Annotated in this window: 18 protein-coding genes and 1 pseudogene; 8 read left to right on the plus strand and 11 right to left on the minus strand. The window is 43.2% G+C overall.

Translation table 11 applies throughout. The features are described from left to right. Positions 1–20: 20 nt before the first annotated feature. Positions 21–989: a hypothetical protein gene (locus OCV36_RS06255; RefSeq protein ID WP_135454725.1), complete on the minus strand. Its 969-nt coding sequence runs from the start codon at positions 987–989 to the stop codon at positions 21–23. 948 nt (positions 990–1,937) lie between these two features. Here OCV36_RS06255 and OCV36_RS06260 point away from each other — a divergent pair. Together OCV36_RS06260 and OCV36_RS06265 are read left to right on the plus strand one after the other, a co-directional pair. Continuing rightward, positions 1,938–2,594, plus strand: coding sequence for a 2OG-Fe dioxygenase family protein (locus OCV36_RS06260; protein WP_029224756.1), 657 nt, complete (start codon positions 1,938–1,940; stop codon positions 2,592–2,594). Next, positions 2,578–3,813, plus strand: a complete 1,236-nt coding sequence (locus tag OCV36_RS06265; protein WP_135454727.1) for a cysteine desulfurase-like protein — start codon at positions 2,578–2,580, stop codon at positions 3,811–3,813. The genes OCV36_RS06260 and OCV36_RS06265 overlap by 17 nt, the downstream gene beginning before the upstream one ends. A 167-nt stretch (positions 3,814–3,980) precedes the next feature. On the opposite strand, the gene OCV36_RS06270 is transcribed toward OCV36_RS06265, so the two are convergent. Then, a complete protein-coding gene (locus OCV36_RS06270; RefSeq protein WP_135454729.1) occupies positions 3,981–4,652 on the minus strand; it encodes a type 1 glutamine amidotransferase domain-containing protein in 672 nt (223 codons plus the stop codon). 230 nt (positions 4,653–4,882) lie between these two features. Here OCV36_RS06270 and OCV36_RS06275 point away from each other — a divergent pair, with 230 nt between their 5' ends. Both OCV36_RS06275 and OCV36_RS06280 read left to right on the plus strand, forming a co-directional pair. Beyond that, positions 4,883–5,767 carry a LysR family transcriptional regulator gene (locus tag OCV36_RS06275; RefSeq protein ID WP_017072941.1) on the plus strand — a complete coding sequence of 295 codons (885 nt, stop codon included), beginning with the start codon at positions 4,883–4,885 and terminating at the stop codon, positions 5,765–5,767. A 428-nt stretch (positions 5,768–6,195) separates the two neighbouring features. Then, positions 6,196–7,395 carry a sensor domain-containing diguanylate cyclase gene (locus tag OCV36_RS06280; protein ID WP_135454778.1) on the plus strand — a complete coding sequence of 400 codons (1,200 nt, stop codon included), beginning with the start codon at positions 6,196–6,198 and terminating at the stop codon, positions 7,393–7,395. Positions 7,396–7,635: 240 nt separating this feature from the next. On the opposite strand, the gene OCV36_RS06285 is transcribed toward OCV36_RS06280, so the two are convergent. After that, entirely contained in the window at positions 7,636–8,460 is an 825-nt protein-coding gene (locus tag OCV36_RS06285; RefSeq protein WP_102553372.1) for a DUF2797 domain-containing protein, read from the minus strand. A gap of 303 nt (positions 8,461–8,763) precedes the next feature. Between OCV36_RS06285 and OCV36_RS06290 the strand changes: the two are divergent. Together OCV36_RS06290 and OCV36_RS06295 are read left to right on the plus strand one after the other, a co-directional pair. Further along, positions 8,764–10,059, plus strand: a pseudogene (locus OCV36_RS06290) (GGDEF domain-containing protein). Positions 10,060–10,183: 124 nt separating this feature from the next. Continuing rightward, a complete protein-coding gene (locus OCV36_RS06295; protein ID WP_135454731.1) occupies positions 10,184–10,534 on the plus strand; it encodes a GlpM family protein in 351 nt (116 codons plus the stop codon). A 343-nt stretch (positions 10,535–10,877) separates the two neighbouring features. Here OCV36_RS06295 and OCV36_RS06300 read toward each other — a convergent pair whose 3' ends face one another. The 3 genes from OCV36_RS06300 to OCV36_RS06310 form a co-directional block, all read right to left on the minus strand. After that, on the minus strand, positions 10,878–12,248 hold the full coding sequence (locus OCV36_RS06300) for an SLC13 family permease (protein WP_017072936.1): 1,371 nt from the start codon (positions 12,246–12,248) through the stop codon (positions 10,878–10,880). Positions 12,249–12,493: 245 nt separating this feature from the next. Then, complete coding sequence (locus OCV36_RS06305) at positions 12,494–13,294, minus strand: SanA/YdcF family protein (protein WP_135454733.1); 801 nt, start codon at positions 13,292–13,294, stop codon at positions 12,494–12,496. 170 nt (positions 13,295–13,464) lie between these two features. Then, complete coding sequence (locus OCV36_RS06310) at positions 13,465–15,153, minus strand: NAD-dependent malic enzyme (RefSeq protein ID WP_017072935.1); 1,689 nt, start codon at positions 15,151–15,153, stop codon at positions 13,465–13,467. 184 nt (positions 15,154–15,337) lie between these two features. On the opposite strand from OCV36_RS06310, the gene OCV36_RS06315 reads away from it, so the two are divergent. Both OCV36_RS06315 and OCV36_RS06320 read left to right on the plus strand, forming a co-directional pair. Beyond that, positions 15,338–17,716 (plus strand): helicase-related protein, encoded by a 2,379-nt coding sequence (locus OCV36_RS06315; RefSeq protein WP_135454736.1) that lies wholly within the window; start codon positions 15,338–15,340, stop codon positions 17,714–17,716. A 203-nt stretch (positions 17,717–17,919) separates the two neighbouring features. Beyond that, entirely contained in the window at positions 17,920–18,297 is a 378-nt protein-coding gene (locus tag OCV36_RS06320) for a transporter (protein WP_135454737.1), read from the plus strand. 188 nt (positions 18,298–18,485) lie between these two features. Here the strand turns inward: OCV36_RS06320 and OCV36_RS06325 are convergent, their stop codons facing one another. The 5 genes from OCV36_RS06325 to OCV36_RS06345 all read right to left on the minus strand — a co-directional run bounded on the left by OCV36_RS06325 (position 18,486) and on the right by OCV36_RS06345 (position 22,863). Then, positions 18,486–19,589: a phosphoribosylaminoimidazolesuccinocarboxamide synthase gene (locus tag OCV36_RS06325; protein ID WP_017072932.1), complete on the minus strand. Its 1,104-nt coding sequence runs from the start codon at positions 19,587–19,589 to the stop codon at positions 18,486–18,488. Positions 19,590–19,851: 262 nt separating this feature from the next. Next, positions 19,852–20,259, minus strand: a complete 408-nt coding sequence (locus OCV36_RS06330) for a SulA-like leucine-rich domain-containing protein (protein WP_017072931.1) — start codon at positions 20,257–20,259, stop codon at positions 19,852–19,854. Positions 20,260–20,596: 337 nt separating this feature from the next. Next, positions 20,597–20,785, minus strand: a complete 189-nt coding sequence (locus tag OCV36_RS06335) for a hypothetical protein (protein ID WP_010438232.1) — start codon at positions 20,783–20,785, stop codon at positions 20,597–20,599. A gap of 165 nt (positions 20,786–20,950) precedes the next feature. Beyond that, positions 20,951–21,961 (minus strand): J domain-containing protein, encoded by a 1,011-nt coding sequence (locus OCV36_RS06340; protein WP_135454780.1) that lies wholly within the window; start codon positions 21,959–21,961, stop codon positions 20,951–20,953. Between the two features lie 233 nt (positions 21,962–22,194). Further along, entirely contained in the window at positions 22,195–22,863 is a 669-nt protein-coding gene (locus tag OCV36_RS06345) for an OmpA family protein (protein ID WP_135454739.1), read from the minus strand. Between the last annotated feature and the right edge of the window lie 83 nt (positions 22,864–22,946).

Genomic DNA, 22,946 nt, shown 5'->3' on the forward strand with positions numbered 1-22,946 from the left:
AATTCTGATATCATTTTTCACTATCTTTTTTGATGGTAGTACTGCAACAAGGTATCTTGGCACCTCGTTTTTGCAAAAACTAATGTCTGACGCATACCTTGTAATGTCGGATAGCCTTTAACTACGTTTACATCTAGTTTAGTCGATAGATCTTGGTTGAGAAGAGTTTGTTTCTTTCCACCACTTTTTAAAGTGACTTCCGCTTTTTTGATTGCGGGCTCCGATTTACCAAGTCTACGACTTGTGCCATAAGTACTAATTAACTCCTTGATACCGGCACGAATATTATCATTAAGATAGCCTTTCTCAGTTTTTCTACCTGCTCGACCCCAAAAGTTTATCGCAAGACGACTCATACCAGTAGATGACATCATACTAATGATCTCTTTGCTCCAAGAATTAGACAAATCTAAGTTTGATTCAGAGAAGTTACGTGGTAGAGCAAGTGTTAAAGACCCATTTTTGATCACATTGTTATTTTCTAGCAGAGCTTTGATATCTGCGTCTTTCCAAATAGGTTCAAAATGTACTCTTTTTAGACCTCCAAACATGTATAACAGGTACCCCAAGTCATCGGCACGAGGGCCAAGGTGGTTTTGGTGGAATACGAGAATGTCTGTTTTTGGGTAATACAAGAAATAACTTTTTTCCATAATCTCTTCTTGGTTGTCCAAGTCGATATTTTGGTCAATCAGTGTATCTTTATTAAACTTTGTTGGTAGCGTCGTGTCTCTAAATGTACCGACATAACCGAAATAAAATTCAGCATCTTTGTCCCATTCAATAATGGAAAGAACTAGGTCACGTGTAGATGTTTTGGTTGTCGAATTGTTAGTCAACACACGAGTTTGCAACTTTGGTTTTGTTGACTTAGAGAAATGGTCTTTCCATAAGCTACCAAATTGTAGTGGGGCATTTAGAGTTTTACTCTTATCATCTTGCCCAGTTATAAAAAAAGTCACTTTAACTTTTTTAGTATCAACGCTCATTAATTTACCATACTTGAATTTGATATGCTGTTGCGGCGCATTATGCTACTTAATTGATTTAAAGGAAATTAATCAATTGCAATTATTTGAAGTGCAAAGTAGTTGATAGTTGGTCGAATTTACCCCCGTGATACAACACGGGGGTAAATTCGACGAACAGCATTAGAAGAATGGATAACTTCTAGTAGGGCAAAACCCCATGAACAGGGTGTGAATGAGTAAAAGGTTTAAGCAACTTTAGGGCATCAACGTGTTAGCTAATAACACTTAGTGTTTATGATTGCCTGCCGATAAATTTGAAGAGACATCCATTGTCATAGTGGATTTCCAAAGCTTCGTACTCTTGCTTCAAATCCCACCCGTAACATTCCACTTCAAACATCTTCGAGACTAAAAAAACTATCAAGTTGCTCTTCTAAAAGAAATGAGCCATTTGGGGCGGCCGAGTTCCCCCCGAACTCGACCTGTTCCAGACGCGCAAGCAAAGGCGTTTGGTTTCTGGCGTACTCATAAATTAACCAATTTCAGTTTGTTGTGTAAATAATCAATAGTTTGGCAATTGATAGGTAGGTCGTATTTTGCTGTGCAAAAGCATAGAAATGAATGATGGCGAGAGTGATGCCTGAGCTCATGCAAGGAGGCTGGCGTATTGAAGTGAAAGGGCTGACACAATATGAAACATAGCTTGCTAGTTAATAATATCGTTAAATTTTAATTTGTAGGGATTTATAACTAGCTAGTGGAGTGTGCTAGTTTTAAGAGTTGGTCATCTTTTATTCTGGTGTTATACACTGCTTTTGAATTTCAAGTTGGATTTAGTGTCTGAATTATTAAATCTGACGGGATAAATGATTGTTTAATGTTGATTTGACAAGATCTTCAAGTATCCTTTATGTAAATAAAACGTTAAATATCGAAAGTAAATTAACAATCATTAAGGAGTCGATGATGTTACATGCTCACGAAAATACCCTACATATTACCCACCTCAGTAACCACGCAGTTAAGGAGTTGTCACCATCATTCTCTAAGCTACCAAGCACAGAGCATGCGGATGGCCAGTTTCGATTGAGAAGGTACTCAGTGGTTCAATTCAGTAATGGACAAGTCGTTGAGCAAGACAAACATAACTTTGTTCAGTCTGAAGATGTTAATCACTTTCAAGGTGATGTGGTTCGTCAATTCGAAGCTGTTGAACAAAATATTCTAAACGGTCAAGGCATGCAGGAAATGTGTGAGCTGTTTATTGAAACCAACGGGCTTGAAGACGGGCAAGAAATCGAAATCCATCAAATCCGTATCGCTGCTATTTATGAAGAAACTCAAGTAGCACCAGAAGGTGTTCATCAAGACGGTTTTGACCACATTGCGATTATTGGTGTTACTCGCCACAACATTGTTGGTGGTGAAGTGATGCTTTATCAAGACAGTCATGAAGCGCCATTTTTTAGAAAAGTGTTAGGTGATGGCGAGGTTGCGATGCTGGCAGACAGTAAGCTTTGGCACAATGCACAACCGATTCGCACCATTGACCACGATGAGATGGGCTATATGGATGTGTTTGTTCTAACGGCTAAGGATGCGCGCAATGTCCTTCACTCTTAATGATGTACGCCAACAATTTAGTGCTTTAGGCCAATATCATAACGGCAAGCCTGTGACCTTTTTTGATGGGCCCGGTGGATCTCAGGTGCCTGAGAATGTTTTAGCTTCAATGACCGAATACCTAGGGCATTTCAATTCAAACCTAGGTGGCCACTATTTTTCTAGCCAAAAGACCACGAGCTTAATGCAGCAAGCAAGAGAAGCGGCGCAAGCACTGCTTAATGCTGAATCTTCTGGCAACGTTGTGTTTGGTGCGAACATGACATCGTTGACCTTCCAACTTAGCCGAGCGATCAGCCGCGATTGGAAAGAGGGCGATGAAGTTATCGTCACGGCGTTAGACCATTACTCAAATGTATCGAGCTGGCAGCAAGCGGCAGACGACAAAGGCGCGATTGTTCGCCAAGTTCGCGTAGACGAGTCGGATTGCAGTTTGGATATGGCGCATTTTGAGTCGCTGCTTAACGAGAAAACCAAGCTTGTCGCGGTGACGTTTGCGTCGAACACGACAGGCTCGATTGTTGATATGGCGAAAGTTGTCGAGCTTGCCCATCAGCATGGTGCTCAGGTTTATGTCGATGCTGTTCATTACGCACCGCATCATTTGATTGATGTTCAGCAACTGAATTGTGATTTCTTAGCGTGTTCCGCTTATAAGTTTTTCGGCCCGCATGTGGGCATCGCTTATGTTGCGCCTCAATGGCTACATACGTTAAAGCCTTACAAGGTTGAACCTGCAACCAATATCGGCCCAGGCCGTTTTGAGACAGGCACACAAAGTTTTGAAGGCCTTGCTGGTGTGATTGCGGCGGTAGATTACTTGGCGCAGTTAGGGAAACCCGCTGATTCACTGCGTTCTCGTTTAGAGCAAAGCTACGCGCTTTATAATAAGCATGAAAGCCAACTCAGTGAGTACTTTCTTAAACGTTTGACCGATCTTGAAGGTGCAAAACTTTATGGTAAAACCGAGTTTGATTCGAATCTAAGAACTCCCACGTTTGCGATTACCTTTGATGATCACTCTCCAGAGTTCATTGCCAAGAAGTTGGGTGAGCATAATATCTGTGTGTGGAACGGACACTTCTACGCATTAGGGCTGGTGAAGCAGTTGGGTATAGAAGAGCAGGGCGTGGTGCGTATTGGTTGTATGCATTACAACTCGATTGAAGAGATCGACTTGTTGTTCAATGTGCTTGAAGGGATCTTGCGAAGTCACTAGCACTTAATAGCTACAGAATTAGAAAAGAGCATACTTCTCTCAATAATATTGAGTAGGAAGTATGCTCTTTTTGTTTCATGAACTTAAATCTGTTTAGCGAAGTCTATTTAGACTAAAATCGCTAATCGCTAATCGCTAATCGCTAATCGCTTAAATCCTTGATTTAACTAAGACAATTGCTTAACGAGAGCTGCACCTACTGCGTGCGCACTGGTTGGGTTCTGACCTGTTATCACTCGCTCATCAATGATCACAAGTTCATGCCAAGGTTGAACCTTGTTGAAACGCGCTGCACTACGAGCAAGAGATTCTTCCAATAGAAATGGAATGTCGTTGATTGTGCCAAAGTCGATTTCTTCTTCACGTGTAAAGCCAGTCACCGATTTCGAGCTTAGTAGCTTCTCGCCATTGCTTAGGACAATCGGAAGCAGTGCTGCTGGGCCGTGACATACTGATGCAATCACGCCGCCATCTTCATAGTGCTTTGCCGCGATAGCAGCAAACTGCTCGTCGGTTGCTAGGTCTGAAAGCAAACCAAAACCACCTGGGTAGAAGATAGCATCGTAGCTTTCTACGTTAATTTGGCTTACAGGAATCGTATTGTTGATGCGGTTCTGGAAGTCGTCATCAGCCAAGATCTCGGCGTTTACTGAATCACTTTCAATATCGGTTCCATACAGTGGACCTTTACCACCCTTGATAGAAGCGATGTCGTACTCAAAACCCGCAGCAATGATCTCTTTCAGTGCATGAGTCAGTTCTGGAGCGTAAGTACCGTTCGCTTGATCTGTATCGCCTAGTGTTGCGTGGTTAGTCACTGGGATTAGTATTTTTTTCATGATTCGTTCCTTCAGGGCTGATGTTTGTCTAAGCATAGTTGAATTGCTGATGTCGTTATATTAATTGCAAATCGTATGAGTGATAATATAGGTAATAAGCAAAACATTATTGCTATATAGCAACAGTTGAATGTGAAGATATGAATGAGTCGGGTTTGAACTAGTGGGATGCGAACTTGTGGGACGCAAACTAGTTAGACGCGAATGAGTTAGGTGTAAACAGGTGAAGTATGGATAGCTTTGAAGGTATTAATGAGTTTGTTGCGGTAGCCGAGTGTCACGGCTTTTCTGCAGCAGCAAAACAACTGGGTTGCAGTACCAGTCATGTAAGTCGCCAAGTTTCAAGGTTAGAAGAAAGAGTGGGTGTTGCCTTGCTTGCGCGATCCACTCGTATGGTGAGTTTGACTGAGTCTGGGCACACCTATTATCAGCAGTGTAAAGATCTGGTCATTGGACTTCAGCAAGCAAATGAGCAAGTGACTTCTCAACAAACTCAGTTAAGTGGCACATTACGAGTGAGTGCCGCAGGGGCGTTTGCAGAGAATCATGTCGCAGCGGCGCTGATGGAATTTGCCAAGGATCATCCTGAGCTCACCATAGAAATGAACTTCAATACCAAAATGGTGAACTTTATCGAAGATGGTATCGATTTCGCTATTCGTTATGGTCGGCTGGATGATTCAGGATTAGTGGCAAGGAAGCTTGTTGATCGCCCGATGGCGGCAGCAGCCAACAAAGCGTATCTTGATCAATTTGGTACGCCAACTCACCCAGAGCAGTTGAAGCTACACAGCTGTATTATTGCGAACAGTGACCAATGGTTATTTGAGAAAGATGGAGAACCGTTAAGTGCGGTACGCGTCCATGGGCGCTGGAGAAGCAATAATTCAAGCGCCGTAATCAAAGCATGCGAAGAGGGGCTTGGCATTGTTTACCTTCCCAAAAGCAGTTTCAACGGCGGATTAACTAATGGAAAACTCCTTCCTGTATTAGAAGAGTATTGGGGAGCAGGAACCAGCAGTTGGATCGTTTATCAAAACCGTCGTTTTCTGCCACAGAGAGCACGGCTTGCGATCGACTTTCTCGTTTCTTACTTCTCTGACTGGAAAGAATAACGAGCAAGAGTTTAAAGAAGAAGCGCGTAGTGTCTGTATGCACTGCAGATCGGCTAAAAGATAGGTGTGCACTCTATGAACCGTTGTTATCACTCTCGGTTAGCGTGTTTCCGTTTAAACGAAACCAAGTTTGAGAAAACGTTTACATTGATAAACGTTATCTTTGTTTTTGTTTGTTGACGCGAGTAATAGGATTGAGATGCTTGTCTACTTTTCATTACTTGTGCTAGCGATTGAATTGTAGAGAAGCTTACTGCAGTACGATATACTAGATGGTATGTTGATGTCCCTAGCGTGTGATAGATTGTGTTGAAGCGCTGGCTGGATGTGTCGTTATACTCCAATTTACGAAGTATAGCTTTAGTGCGGAGTTGGCAATGTCGTCAATAAATTTCGAATCCACGTACGGTGTAATAACTATTCAAGATATGAATGTAGTTAGCGTTGACGCCAATTATGCTCGTATCTATGGATATCAATCACCCGAAGAACTGCTGTCTAATATCGATAGCTTTCTTGACCTTATACCTGAAGGTTTTCATGTTTTAGCGTACCAAAATTACCTTGAAACCGTCAGTGGCCAACGAGACCCTCAAGGACATACCTATGTCAATGTCGACCGCAATGGTCGGGAGTTCACGGTGTTTTCTATTGACCATGTAACAGAGTGGCAAGGAAGGCCTGCATTGCAAGTTACCGTCATCGATCTTTCCCCTGCCATTCAGCTGCAAAATGTTGTGCGCGAACAAGATCAGATGTTTCACGATATGATCATGCAATCCGGGCAAGGCATTTTAGTTCACCGAGATTTTAAGCCTTTGATGGTTAATCAATCATGGGTGGATTTACAAGGTGGTGAGTCTATTGAGCAAGCCCTCGCGTTGGAATCCATTCTCGATTTAGTACCACAGCAAAACACAGCAGGTATCTCGAAACACTATCAAGCAATCATGTCTGGCGCTTTATCCGGTACGAGTACTGTCGTTGAAAACATCGGTTTTGACGGCGTTCATCGTTTCTTTAATATTTACGATAATGCGATCACTTGGGAAGGTGAGCCTGCCATTCAGGTTGTGCTTGAAGATGTAACTCAAAAAGTTATGTTAGAAAATCAGTTAGTTCATCAAGCCAATTACGATGAAATGACGAATTTGCTTAATCGAAGAGCGATTTACGATTGGTTAAAAGCGTTTCTTGCTTCAGATAATCATGTTGTATGTATGCTGCTTGATATCGATGATTTTAAGGCGATTAATGATACATACGGTCATATGACGGGTGATGACGTTATTTGTACTTTGGCTGATATTACCAAGCGTAATGTTGAGCTAGCGGGTGGTGTGACGGGGCGTTGGGGCGGCGAAGAGTTCATCGTTTTTATTCCAAATGCATCTCCTCAAATTTCACGTGTCGTCTCTGATCAAATTCGTCAGCAATTTAATCAAACCCAGTTCAAGGTTAGTGAACAGATTCGTTTTAATGTGAGTGTTAGTATTGGAGTAAGTGATAGCCGATCTTGCGAAGGCAAAGTTTCCATCGATGCACTTGTGAACTTAACGGATCAATCGCTATACAGAGCTAAAGCGAGCGGAAAGAACTGTGTATGCGGAGAAGTGAGCGCGTCTTAGCGTTCTAAGCATGGTGTGCTCGCATACTCATAACTCATACACAGACGGCTAACATAGAATCGTATTGGTAATAAAATGCCCTCAAGCAATCGCTTGAGGGCATTTTAGTTTTTGATTATCAAAGCTGTCTAGCTCTCGTTGATCAAAGAAGTTCAGCTTTTATCGACTAAAGCCGCTTAGCTTTGGTTGATCAAAACAGTCAGCTTATCAAAACAATGAGCTTATCAAACCGTTGGCTTATTAAGCAGAAACTTCTACTTCGTAAGAGCCAAATTTACGGATGTTAATCACACCAGTATCCAAGATAAGGTATTGGCCTTTAATGCCTTGCAGCACGCCAGATACTTCAGGGTTCTTGTCAAAGTTATGAGAAACAATCTTCACTGGGTGCTGCTCAACTGGGTAGCTGAGTGAAGTGATGTTCTCACTAAGAATCTCGATGGCATCGTCGCCAAACTTCGCTCTGATCTCTTGGATTTTATCCTCAACCAATGGCAAGAGTTCTTTGGCTTTTTCTACCAACTCCATATCGTCACCGTCGCCTTTTAGCAACGTGCGCCAGTTGGTTTTGTCGGCAATGTGTTTTGCTAACTCAACTTCAATCAGGCCAGAAATCTGACGGGTTTTTACCTTCAAGATAGGCAAGCCTTGAGTGGCACCTTGGTCGATCCAGCGCGTTGGGATTTGAGTATGACGAGTGATACCCACTTTTAGGCTTGATGTGTTCGACAGGTAAACGAAGTGATCAACCATGCAGTTCGCTTCGCCCCATTGAGGCTCACGACACGTACCTTCATCGTAGTGACAAGTCTCTGGTTTCATGATGCACATATCGCAACTTGCCAGTTTTCTCATGCACACAAAGCAGTGGCCTTGAGAGTAGCTCTTCTTGGTTTTCTTTCCACATGAACAGCAAAAAATATTGCCGGTGTGAGTGAGGTTGATGGTTTTACCAATCAGAGGGTTTAGCTCTACAAACTCTTCACCTACAGGTAGACGGTAAGTAACCGCACCATCAAGGGAAGCACTCATTTTCTTGAGTGTTCCTTTTGCTAATAAAGACATGACATTACTCGTTATATTTTGATTATTATTTCGTCGACTCTAACGCTCTGTCAGCAGGCGCAACGGTTAACGATGATTATGCGATGAGTATAACAAATAGAGACTGATTTTATACGCAATATTACTTGATTCTCGTCGTGAATAATTGTCCCTAAATAAGCACTTGAAAATATAGTATGACATTTCGTTCGGGCGTGATATAACGATTTTTAATGAGATGTTGGTTCAAAAGTGACTGGTGTCCTTAACTTATTTTATATCGTGAAATCCCAACTATAGGGACCTTAAGCTGGAAGTTTTGAAGTGAAGTGGATCCATAAGATTGTTATCTTTTTAGTTATCGCAACGCTTGCCATTGTGCAGTACTACCGTGTGAGCGGAAATCGAGTGATAACGGCAATTACGCCTGATCAATATGAATTTATCGCGACCAGCGATCAAGTGGATAGAGGAGTCAGTACTTCCCAAATATCCTTTAAAAATGGGCAGTATATTCTCGATTGTGAGTTGAAAGAGTCCGACTATCCGTGGCCTTATTGCGGCCTGTCGATTCGTATCAACCCAGACATTACCACTGGCCTTGACCTTTCTCAGTACCACACCTTTAGAGTCAATATTGATTACCATGCGGAGGCCGATTCTAGCGGTCGTTTGCGAACTTACCTGCGTAATTATAATCCTGCTTATTCGGTTCCTGATGACGAGTACACGCATAAGTACAATGGTATGGAGTTTGCGCCTGGCGTGGATGGCGGTGTGATTGAGATACCTATTACCAACTTACAGGTGATGACTTGGTGGCTTGCAGATAATGATATCGCGCTAGAACATTCTGCTCCTGAGTATTCGAACGTTAACATGGTTGAATTTGCGACCGCCTCTGGGGCAAAGCTGGGCCACCATCGAATTGTTATCCGTAGTATTGAATTTGAAGGTACGTATATCACGGGTGAAAGCCTATTTATGATCCTGCTGTTTGTCTGGGTAGGTACGGGCACCGTGTTCTTGTTTTCAGAGTTGCACCGTTCACGTAAGCGTATGGTGATCGCAGAGAAAAGGCATCATCACTTAAAGAGTGTCAATCGTGCTCTAAGAGAACAGAATTTTGAGTTCTCTGAAATGGCGCACCGCGATGAATTGACAGGAATTCTTAATAGACATGCGATTCGTGATTGGCTGAAAATGCAATCTCAGCAGGTTAAGCAAGGGCACGGGAAGCTGAGTATGTTGTACCTTGATATTGACTACTTCAAGAGCGTGAACGATAAGTACGGACACCAAATGGGTGACCATATTTTACGTGAGTTCAGCATGGTGGTTGGCAGTTCTATTAGTGCGACTGACAAACTGGTACGTTGGGGCGGGGAAGAGTTTATTGTTTTTTGCCCAGAAACCGATGCTGGCGAAGCGCAAAGAAAAGCAGAGAGAATAAGGCTTTTGGTTAGCCAACACCTTTGGGTTCATGGTGACCCGCTCACTTGTAGTATTGGCATTGCCGAGATGAAGTAAGAGAGAGTGACAGAGACCATTGCTCGTGCTGATGAAGCTCTGTATCAAGCGAAGCATTCAGGGCGAAATCAGGTGATCTTGAGTCACTAATCTAAAAAATTGTTTTGGTTAGTTTATAAGCCACACGTGCATATGTGACGTGTGGCATTTTTATGGGCGCTATATGAGTTTACCCTCTAGAGCGTTTGTTGATTTGCTTGGATAACGTATAAAAATGATTTCACTGTTCTTTAAATGTTTGCTCGGTGCCGCGGCTGTTTTGTTTATTGCGCTGCTGTCGAAAAGTAAGAGCTTTTACATCGCAGGTTTAGTGCCGTTGTTTCCAACCTTTGCTCTGATTGCTCACTACATTGTTGGCACGGAACAAACCATGGTGGAGTTACGTACCACGGCACTCTTTGGTTTGTTCTCGCTTGTGCCATACGCGGCTTATCTTGGTGCGGTCTATGTGTTCAGTTATCGCTACAATTTGGTATCGACGCTCTCTTTAGCCACTGTCGTTTGGGTAATATGTGCTTCTATGCTGCTGTTAGGTTGGACGCGCTTAGTACCCAGTGCGATTTAATCATGGTTGAGCTGGTGGATTTGTAGATTAAGTTGGCTGCGTTGTTCTGCTAAGAGACCGAAACAAAAAAGGTGGCGCGGGGCCACCAAAAGGGAAAAGTGTTTTATTGTTTTTTGAATGCCCACTCAGTGATTGTTTCAAATTGAGTGATAGCTTCAAACTGAGTGATAGCTTCACGCTGAGCGGGCATTTTTGTACTGGCTGAGCCGGGGGGAACTGCAGCCAGTTTAGTTGGAGCCTTATCTGTAACGCTTGTCTATAAGCACCTGCCTATAAATACCTGTCTATAAGCCTTCGCTTATGAGCACTTGTCTATAAACATCAGCCTATAAGGCGTTCGTGCTTACCAGAAGATCCACGCGAACAGTGTTAGCACTAGGATACAAACTAGGTTCAACACCATACCAACTCGCATCATTTCTTTTTGTTTGATATGACCAGAGCCAAATACAATCGCATTAGGTGGTGTCGCGACTGGTAGCATGAAGGCACAAGATGCGGCAATCGCAATCAGTGCAGACAAGATAACTGGCGACATACCTAGCGCTTCAGCAATGGTTGCAAATACAGGGACAAGCAAAGCTGCACTCGCTGTGTTACTCGCAAACTCCGTTAGGAATACCACGAACGCTACCACGGCTAGAATCGTAAGAAGTACGCCAGCTGTTTCTAAAAAGCCGCTTAGTGAGTGTGCTAGAAATACGCTGGTGCCAGTTGCTTTAAGAATGTTACTTAAACAGATACCGCCACCGAACAGGATAAGCACACCCCAGTCCGTTGTCTTCTCAACGTCTTTCCATTCAACCGCTCTTGAAGCGCCAAGCAGTACAATGGCACCAATCGCCACCAAGCTATCAAATTTTGAGAAGCCGCCAATCATTGCGTTGATTGGTTTTCCGAATATCCAAAGCGTGACTGTTAAAAGGAAGATAGACAGTGTGATTTTTTTGCTGTTTGTCCACTCTACAGGGGCGTGGTCTAGCTCAAATTTATGGTCGAGCTTGGGCTTAGTCATCACGTACAAAACAATCATCGTGATTGGCAATAAGATCATTGAGATAGGTAGACCTAGCGCCATCCATTCTGTGAAACTTAAACCAACTTCAGCGGCAGCGATTGCGTTTGGAGGGCTACCAACCAAGGTTGCGATGCCACCAATCGATGCACAGTAAGCGATGCCAAGTAGCACAAATACGTAGGTGTTACGGTCTTCACTTTGGTCAACTTTGTTCATGATACCTAGAACAAGAGGGAGCATCATTGCTGTTGTCGCGGTGTTCGAAATCCACATCGATAACCCGGCGCTCACGCCGAATAACATGAACACGGCCACTGACATTCTGCCTTTTGCTATCAGCAGCACTTTGTCAGCAATCGCCTTATCTAGTTCTTGTTTGTTCAGTGCGGCTGCCAGTGCAAAGCCACCCATGAAGAGGAAAATAATTGGGTTCGAAAAGTTAGCCAGCGCAGCGGGCGTGTTAAACACACCAAACAAGACAGCCAAAAGTGGAACGAGCAGAGCCGTAATACTGACGTGGATCGCTTCGGTTAACCATAAAATAGCAACAAATACGAGAATGCTTAAGCCCGTATTGACTTGGGTTTCGAAAGGGAGAGTATTGAGCAAGAGTGCAAAGAGCGAGAAATTACCAATTAAGATCATGCTGTTGCGGGTAAACAACCAATGTTTCAGTGTAGTAACAAGTGCCGTCATAAGACGCTCCTTTTGTTTATCCTCGTTTTATTGGTGCACTAACTTCAAAAGCGGTGCTTATTGTTTTCGAGGTATCTTGTTTTCAAGTTATACCGCTCTCAAAGTAAAAAGCTTCGAGCTATATAGACTTGATGTAGGGTCAGACTTTGTTGGAGGAATGTTACTTAAGTTAATAAAGGAGTGTTGGTGTGTTTTTGTGTAACAGTGGGGAAGTGTGAGGCAACAAATTTAAAATGTGTAGTTTTCTACACATCGGTCTCTGCTGGTTCTAAAATAGGGCTTGCTGAGGGGTCTACTATAGGGTTTACAGTGGGGTCAGTCATAGGGTTTGGAATCGGAAATGATTCCGGTTTTGGACTGGGTTGAATCGGCTCTTTAGGTCCAAGGAACTTTGGCGTTGTACCCATAATATACAGATCAAGGAATGCTTTGGTGCGTGCAAACACTTCACGTAAACGTATTGAGGTTCCCGAATGGTGGGTTGGTCCTGAAACCGCCAGACACTGGGCATGAATATCGTAAGAGCTGGCGATGAGTAGAGCTCTTTCACAATGGAATTTTTGAGTGATGATGAGAAAATTGTCAGTGTCGAATATCTTTTTGGCGCGCACAATTGAGTCTAAGGTTCGAAAACCCGCGTAATCCAGATTGATTCGTTCATCTGGTACACCGGCTTTCAATAAGTCACGCTTCATCGTCCAAGGTTCATTGTAAGAACGGTGAGCGTTGTCGCCGCTCAGTAAGAATTGATTCACTTTTTCTCGATCGAACAACTCAATAGCAGCGTCAATTCGGTGCTTATAATATTCGTTGAGTGTTCTACCCAAATATTTACTGGTGCCAAGGACAACAGCAACTTCGCGCTCAGGTACTTCATCGATATCGTAGATGATGCGATCTTCTGCCTGCCATGAAACCCAATAATCGATCGCAATAACCGCAGCGCTGCCTACTAAGAACACGAGAAAAGAGCCAAACAGAAAACCTTGCAGTTTTTTGTAAGCTTTTAGTAAGTAGTTACGATAAACGTGAGAATCGAATTTCACTCTCGGTATGGTCCTTTGGCTAAGCATAATTTTTGAGTGCTCGATAATACCAAATAAAAATGAGAAAAATCAGTTAAAAAGACAAGTCAGTGTAAAGAAAAAAGCCCCTGCAATTGCAGAGGCTCAGATTAAGAGAGGTTATGCTCTTTATTAGAATATAATACGCATTATTAGAATGCAGTACGCTTGTAGCGACGGTAAACCGGTTGCCAGAAGTGCTGATCAATCGCTTGTTGTAGAGCTTCTTCAGTGATCTCTAGAGCAACGCCTTGTTCAATCGCTTTTTTACCAACAGCAAGGGCAATCTTCTTAGATACGGTGTGAATCTCTTCCAATGGTGGAAGTAGCGCACCTGAACCATTGATAGCAAGTGGAGAACACGTAGCAAGCGCACGGCTTGATTCCATCAACATTTCATCAGTGATGCGTGAAGCATTCACAGCCAATACACCAAGGCCAATGCCTGGGAAGATGTAGCTGTTGTTACACTGAGCGATTGGGTAAGTGGTACCGTTATGAGTTACTGGCTCAAATGGGCTACCTGTCGCAACCAGTGCTTGGCCATCAGTCCAACGAATGATGTCGTTTGGTGTCGCTTCAACACGGCTTGTTGGATTAGACAGTGGGAACACAATCGGGCGTTCACAGTGAAGGTTCATCTCTTTGATGACTTCTTTGCTAAATAGACCTGGAGCACCAGATACACCAATAAGAACGGTTGGTTTTGCGTGGCGAACGACGTCTAGTAGAGAGAAACCAGTGCCGTCGCTTTCCCAATCTTTAGTATTCGTGTTGGTTTGTACTAGGCGCTGTTGGAAATCAAGCAGGTTTTGCATGCCTTCCTGTAGCAGACCCCAGCGGTCAACCATGTAAACTTGAGAGCGTGCTTGTGCATCGCTGATACCTTCAGACACCATTTGCGCAATGATAGCTTCAGCAATCCCACAACCTGCAGAACCCGCACCTAAGAAGGTGATGCGTTGGTCTGAAAGTTTGCTGTTTGCTGCTTTACATGCTGCTAGTAGAGAACCAACCGTTACGGCTGCTGTGCCTTGGATGTCATCGTTGAAACAACATAGGCGGTTTTTGTAGCGCTCAAGCAGTGGCATCGCGTTCTTTTGCGCGAAATCTTCGAACTGAACTAATGCATCAGGCCAACGGCGTTGAACGGCTTGGATGAACTCTTCAACGAATGCATCGTAGTCAGCACCTGTGATACGAGGGTGACGCCAGCCCATGTACATTGGGTCAGCAAGACGCTGCGGGTTGTTAGTACCCACATCGAGTACGATTGGTAGCATGTAAGCTGGGCTGATACCGCCACAAGCTGTGTACAGTGCGAGCTTACCAATTGGAATACCCATACCACCGATACCTTGGTCTCCCAAACCAAGAATACGCTCACCATCCGTAACCACAATTACTTTAACGTTGTGGTTTGTCGCATTGTTCAGTAGGTCATCGATACGATCGCGGTTTGGGTATGAGATAAATAGACCACGGCCACGACGGTAAATATTTGAGAAGTTCTCACATGCTGCGCCAACTGTTGGCGTGTAAATGATAGGCATCATTTCAGAGATGTGGTTTTGAACTAAACGATAAAATAGCGTTTCATTTGTATCTTGGATGTTACGAAGGTAGATATGTTTATCCATATCGCTTTCGAAGTTGCAGTACTGCTTATATGCACGTCCAACTTGCTCTTGGATTGTTTCGGTTGTTTCCGGTAACAAGCCTTCAAGGTTAAAAGAGCTTCGCTCTTCTGCAGAGAATGCGCTGCCTTTGTTTAGAAGAGGAGTACTTAGTAGAGCAGGGCCTGCATAAGGAATATATAGAGGGCGTTTATCGTTGTTCATTGGATGCCTAATATGGGAGAAAGAGTAACTGAAAAATGATAACGGTTTAGTTATTCAATTGTAAATAGTTTCCCTCCGATCTTTGCAAACAAAATGATATTCTTACTTCTGTCCCACACTTATCGAATTCGAACGCCATAATTCGTTATACTTCGCTCACACTTTTTTGCGACTCTTCCTTTTTATGTCACAACTTCCCATCGATGCTTATCAAAATACATTCCATGAACAAATCTCAAATTCTCATCTCGTAGTAGAAGCAGAAACGGGATCGGGCAAATCAACACGCCTACCTATTTGGGCCTCTCAGCATGGGCGAGTGCTCGTGGTGGAGCCAAGGCGAATCGCGTGTATGTCACTCGCTAATTACTTAGCACAGCAGTCGGGTGAGAAGCTTGGTGGTAAGGTTGGTTATGCGATTAAGCTTGAGTCGAAGTACAACGAGCAAACCAATATTGTTTTTGTGACTCCCGGTATTGCGTTGCGTTGGTTGTCAGAAGATGGACTAGCCGGTTTCGATGTGATCGTGGTGGATGAGTTTCACGAGAGGCGCTGGGACATTGATCTGCTGGTGGCGATTCTCAAACAAAAAGAGAGCCATCGCTTGGTGATCACTTCAGCAACTATTGAAGGGGAGCGTCTTGCTCATTACTTGGGGGCGAATCGAATTAGCTGTGAAGGCCGAACTTATCAAGTTGCTATTGAACACAGGGCGAATGAATCAAGAGCATTGCCCGATATTCGATATCTAGAGCAACGCATTGCTGAAGAAGTGAATCATCAACTGATCGCTTCACATGGCGATATCTTGGTTTTCCTGCCGGGTAAAAAAGAGATCGTGCAATGTGAACAAGCCTTGGCAAAGAATCCAGATATCCAAGTGGTGAAGTTGCATGCGTCAGTCAGTGAAAAAGAACGAGATTTAGCGTTATCGGGTCGTAATATCAATACTGAAGGTAATGGCCTGAGAAAGGTCATACTTGCGACCAACGTTGCTGAAACCTCCCTCACCATACCTGATATTGGCGTGGTGATAGATTCAGGATTAGAAAGACGCACCGTTCAACGAAACGGAAGAACCACACTGATGCTTAAATTCATATCACGAGCGAGTGCCAAACAACGAGCTGGCCGCGCGGGTAGGGTGATGGATGGCATTTGTGTTCGTCTATATGGCGAACATGCGGCGTTAGAGTTAGTCACACCACCTGAATTGCAGCGTGAAGAGCTTACTGAACCTATGTTGGCCGCGGCATGTTGTGGTGCTCCGCTTGAGAGCTTGCCTTTCCTTGATCCTATTCCTGAGAAGTCATTAAACAGCGCGACTCAAACCTTGCTCACGATGGAGGCGATTAATACCGACCATCAAATTACCGAGCATGGAAAGAAACTTTACCCGCTGCCAATTGACGCTTTGTATGCCGATATTGTTACTCGAATCAAAACCAAAGCATTAAAAGAGGCGATGGTCGATCTCACTGCCGCGCTGTCCGTTCCTGCTCGCTTGTACCAATTACCAAACAATGCAGAACATCTTGAAGCGCTGGCTCAACAAGAGAAAGAAGGGTGTGATCTAAGCCTGTTAATTCAGATTGTTCGTGGTCGCGATTATCCGCATTTAGAAATCGACCAGCAGGCATTGAATGAAGCACAAGGATTGGCTAAGCAAATGCGTGAGGTGTTTGAACTTCCTCAGCTAGAAGTCGCGTCACGTTTCCAACGTATTGAACTGTTTAAGACTATTGTGAACCTTCATCCTGAGCTGGTGTTTGTGCGCCGACTGAAGAGGAAAGAAGCTTTTGCCAATGGAGTGTTAGAGGTAGTACTCGGCCGTCAGAATCGTTTCCCGGACAATGCACAAGCGATGTTGGTGCTTGATACCCATAGTTTGCCGGGAAGAGGCGTTAAGCAGACATTGACGTTGGCCACAACTACCGCGCCTATTTCTCTTGAGCTTGTCGTTGAAGAAGAGCTAGGTGAGTGGCAGCAAGGTGAAACGGTTGTGAACGATGATGGCGTCTTTACTGAGATGGTATTGGTGTATGCAGGTCGAACGATTGCCACTAGATTGGTCGCCGCTGAAGGTCAGTTATCATTGAAGCCAATCGTCGATCTTGTGGTGAATGGTGTGCAACTGCCCGATTTTGCAAAGGTTCGTACTCAAGAAATCAGACACTGGCAGTTGTATGTAAAACTTGGGCTCGATGAACAAACAAAATATACTCCTGAGATCGAGCAACTTAGCTTTGAACTATGGTTTATACAACAGCTTGAGGTGTTAGGGGTTACCGATGTCAGCGAGCTAGAAATGTTTGAACATTCAGACATTCCATTTGATGGTATCCCAGAATGGCTTTATTCAGAGTTCTCTGAAAAATATCCGTTTGCACTGAGCCTTGCCGACTTGCAACTCGATGTAGAATACTTGCCAGCACGAAAGCTGATTTACGTTCACTATCAATCGGGTAGCCGAAAGTTATCACCAAAACGCTGGGAGCTGCCAACATGGTCTGGCTGGCGTATTCAATACAAAAAAGCGAGCCGGATAATTGATATAAAATAGATAGATAAGTTTTATCTCTAAAATATTAATCAAATAGGTGCATATATGATTATTCAGTGCTTATTTTGTTACAAAATTGATTTTTATATGCCTTTTTAACCAATCAAAAGGTCATAAAAGACTATTCTTCTATATCCTATTGCTATAAAGAAAGAGTTGATAGATATTGAGTATATTGTGTTGTCAAAGTGTCGGGGGACATCATGGAAAAACAGATAGAGACGCGTGTAGAGTTCGATTACACAACCTTTCTTGGCGCCTCATGCAGTAAAAAATGGACTTTTCTGGAAGCACTAACCACGATTGCGCCAGTATTCAGCACTGTCTGGAGAGATAGCATCAAAGAGCTAGCAACCCCAGAAGACCGTTTATGGCAGATGGCTTTGAAATCAATGTCTACGCGTAAAAGTGATGAGTCAAACATTGTCACCTTACTTAAGCTTGCCAAGCTAGAAGGGATAAATGAGCTCAAAGTTGTTATGCCGTATTCTCTTGAAGAAGAGCAGATTGATTACATAGAATCACGTAGCCATTTAGTGATTGCAGATAACTCTGGTGAAGAGTTTACTATCAAGCTGTGATCATAACGTTTTTAGTTCTATGACTTCAAAGTTAGTTCATTGAATTCAAGGCTAATCCTATGAATTTAGTGAAGTGTATATCATAAAAAAGGGCCTCAATGATGAGGCCCTTTTGCGTATTTTAAGACGAGGTATTGGTTGAACAGTGCTAAGTCTAAGTCTAAGTCTAAACCTAAAGCCAAATCGTATTAGTCGATTAGACCGTAGTCGGCACGCAATACATCGACTATCTCTTGCTTAGGATTGTCGCTCAATACAATCTCGCCGCCTGTAATTTTTGCCGCGATATCAAGGTAAGTACGAGAAAGAGACATTAACGCATCCAATGGAAGTTCATTGTCACGAGCTAATGCTTCACGCTCTGGCATACGTTCTTTGTTCAATAGAATGTCAGCATCAGGGAAGTAGTTAAGCAAGAACTGACGGAAACCTTCTTTAGAGTTCTCGACGATGTTGCCTTTGTTGTATTCCTGAGTATCCCAGATACGAGATGAGTCTGGTGTGCCAACTTCATCCATGTAGATTAGCTTTTCTTTACCTTGAGCATCGTTGACGTAACCGAACTCAAACTTCGTATCAACAAAGGTTTGGTCGACTTTAGCAAGTGCTTGGCTAATTACGTTGAAACCTTCTTTTAGCAGTTTTTCGTAATGCGCAATGTCACTTGCTTGAGTAAAGTTAAACGCTGCAAAGTTGTCTTCGATATTGTTACGTGTGATGTTTACATCATCAGCTTCTGGTACGCCAGGGATGTCTTTCAAAATCCCTTTTGTTGAAGGAGTGATCAGAAGCTCAGGTAGCTTTTTGTCTTTTTCAAGGCCTTCAGGCATCTCGATACCGCAAAATTCACGCTCGCCGTTCGCGTATGCACGCCACATTGAACCTGTGATGTATTGACGACAAATCGCTTCAATCATGACTGGACGAGCTTTTTGAACAATCCATACGAATGGGTGAGGGATATCAAGAATATGACTGTCAGCGAGGCCGTTGTCTTTAAACAATTTGAACCAGTGGTTAGAGATAGCATTCAAAGCTGCTCCTTTTCCTGGAACACCTTTAAGATTACCTTCACCACGCCAGATACAATCAAACGCAGAGATACGGTCACTGATCACCATGATAGCTAAAGGCGCATCTGGCGCGACATTGTAGCCTTTCTCTTTAATTAGTCGTTGGCTATCTTCTTCAGTTAACCAGTAGACTGAGCGAACCTTGCCACTGTGGACAGGTTTGTCAGTACGGATTGGTAGGTCATCATTTACGGCAAGAACTTGATCAGCAAGGCTCATTTAGACATTCCTATCTTTTATCAAACGTCATACAGAGAAGTGCGGTGTGCACATGATTAGACGGGCATTATACCCAATCTACTATTTGCTTCCAGAGAAAAAGCAATCGATTGCTAAATCTATTGATCAAATAAAAAACCCCGCCTAACGACCCGCTTAAAAATTGGCGAATTGTAGAGCAGGGGAAGGCAGTCTGTTGAGCTATGTTTTTGGACTATGTTATTAAGCTATATGTGTGAGCCAAAATGTTAAGCAAGGTGGTTTAGTGAATACGCTCTGAATTGGCATCCATAAAGAAGACTTCACACTGGAAGCGCAACCCTAAAGTTCTTAGATACTGTTGGCTGAATTGATCAATCGATGAACTCGCGACAATCGCACTCGCATTCTTAGAACGAATAGCTTTCTCGACCGTTTCTACTTCAGTCATTTGATGAGAGGCTTTCATATGGATAACGCGGTCGCAGCAAACGTTATGTTGCTTAAGCTGCTTTGCTGATGGTCGTGGTGTTTGAGCGGTAAACAGCAGCCACTGATGTTGGTTGGACAGCAACGCCATTCTTGCAAATAACGCTTCCTCGTTTGAATTTTTGCTTTTACGAGAAACGGATGTAAATGCGCAGTGAACTAGCGGGCTAGAGTGTTGGGCTTTAACGTGTGCTTGAATCATTTTGCTGTCCTTATATACATGCTGTATGCCTATACAGTAGTTTTAGTTGCTTATAAGATCAAGCGTTTTTTGCGGGATTATTGGACGATTCTGTCTGAGCTTATGGATGAAATTCATTTAAGCAATTGAAATTATTTGATAAATTAAATTTGAATGAATTTGTTGTTTTGTCTCATAAGTTGAAAGAATGTGATCTTTATACAGGGGTATACAGTGGTTTTGACAGAAAAGTACTGTATACACTTGTATAGAAGATAGAAGATAGAAGATAGAAGATCTAAAACTACAGGCACAAAAAAAGCGCCCTAGGCGCTTTCTTATATTTCAACGGTGTTGCTTATCTCAATGTCGCTTGGGAGAGTTTTGTTCTCATTTCCATTTCACCAATATTGAACTGGCGAACATCAATGGTTGCAATATCATTGCACTCTTTACATGCATGATGACACTTACCATCTAGGTAGTCGTGCTTTTTAACTAGGCTTGGCTTTTTGCACCAATCACAAACGCCTTCTACTGTGAACATATTATCTCCTCACCTGTATACGTCAGGTGTATTTTCGGCGCAAATTATGACATAAGTAAGACCCATTAGTTAATAGTTTGTTACCTGTTTTTGAGAGGGGGATCGATTGCAACACTAATAAAATCGATATCTTTGCGAATTGGAAAACCAAATGTGTGTGGTTGTTTACTGTTTTGTAACATTTTGTAAGATGTTTTTTAGCGCATTGTTCAAACGTTTCATTTCTTCGTCACATCCATGACCATCAGGGTGATAGATTTTAGAGAGTTGTTTGTATCTAATTTTAATGCTTTTCTGGTTAGGAATGGAGGTGGGTGTGTAACCAAACAGAGCACAAGCTATCTGTAATTTTTGTGTTTCCTGTGAGTTTCTCTGTTTCTTTAATTCGGTAAACATTGCATGAAGTTGTCGTTTTTGCTGTTTTATCGTGGTGCCTTGAGCTTTTAGCTGAGCTTCAAGAGGGTGCTGTTGGTGGCTTAATGGTACAGAGTTTTGATTTTGCTTCTTTCGAGTAATGAAAAGAGTCATGAGCACGCTTAGAAGTGCAATGCATGCGGCAATCAATAACTCATTCATCGTTACTTTTATTAGAGAAGAAGGTTGTTGCAGATCTGAATTTTGATTCACCGAAAGAGAACTAACGTTTTGTTCATGGTCATTTGAAGTACCAACACTGCTATTGAGCTGTTTGATTGAAGAGATCTGCTTTGCACGTTGTTGATTAAATTGTGCTTCCAGAATACGGTTGTAACCCTCTTCTGCGTCAGAGTTGTCTTTTAAAGCCGCTTCATACCATAGCTGGGCTGCATCTAATGGCTGAAGTAGTGGTAAGCCTTTTTCTTCAAGTGAGGATTCATAGATTCTTGCTACCTCAACGGGGGCTCGTTTGTGACCTTGCAGTGCGGCTTTGATAAACCATTCTAATGCGCGCTTACTGTCTTGCTCTACGCCCACACCTGTTAAGTACAACCCGGCAAGCTTAAATTGCGCATCTGGATTGCCATTACCCGCTGATTGTGAATACCAATAGAATGCATCATCAATGCTGTGAGGAACATCTACGCCTAATTCATACGATTGAGCTAATTGATATTGAGCGGCTGGATCTTGGTTTTGAGCATCATGCGTCAGGTCTGCATTGCTTGCAGCATAAACGAGCTGTGTTGTAGATAACATGAAGGTTAGAAGTAGAGTTCTAAGACGTGACGATTGCAGATTTTTCAATGTGATAAACGTTTTCAATGTGATAAACAATAGATAAGTCTCGTAAAAAGCCCAGTTGCAATATCTCAGTATTAACACGCTATGTGGTTGTTAATTAAGCCATACCGCTTCAGGTAAACGATACGCTGACAACCAACTATATAGTGGTTATTTCAAGATAGAAAGATAACTGGGCTTGAGTCGTGCTACTTAAGCGGCAAGATTTGAATTTCTACGCGGCGGTTACAAGCACGACCTTGAGACGTGTTGTTATCACATAGAGGGTAACGTTCACCGTTACCACGAGCAATGGCACGGCCTGTTGCAACATCTTGGGAAATCAAGAATGCGCGAACAGATTCAGCACGACGCTCAGAAAGGATTTGGTTAGTTGATTCACTGCCAGTGCTGTCGGTATGGCCGTCGATCACTAGGCTAGTGTCAGGGTATTCTACTAAGATACGAGCAACACCACGTAGTGTGTTGTGAATGCTTGATTCCAAAGCGTAAGAGCCAGAATCAAAACCGATGCCGTTTTCTAGGCGAAGTAAAAGCTGGTTCTCACCAACACGCTCTACTTGGACACCAGAGTTCATGAGTTCTTCACGAAGTGCAGCTTCTTGTTGGTCGAAGTAGTAACCGATACCACCGCCGACAGCCGCGCCGCCTGCAGCACCAATCAAGGCACGTTTACGACGATCTTTAGAATCGTCACCAGTAGCGACACCAGCAACGGCACCAGCGATTGCACCAATTAGAGCGCCTTGAGTTGCAGAGTTAGTCTCTGATTCGCCAGTTGTCGCGTTTTGGCGTTGAGTTGCCTGACAACCTGTTAAAGCGACAGTAAGCGCTAGGGCTAGTGTGATTTTTTTCAACGTGTTTCTCCATCATGTACTTCTGTCAAACGCATGGATTGCGAATGGCAAACATATAGTCCTATAAGTATTATTGATGGTTT

Origin of the sequence: Vibrio echinoideorum (assembly GCF_024347455.1) — a bacterium.
Taxonomy (GTDB): Bacteria; Pseudomonadota; Gammaproteobacteria; order Enterobacterales; family Vibrionaceae; genus Vibrio; species Vibrio echinoideorum.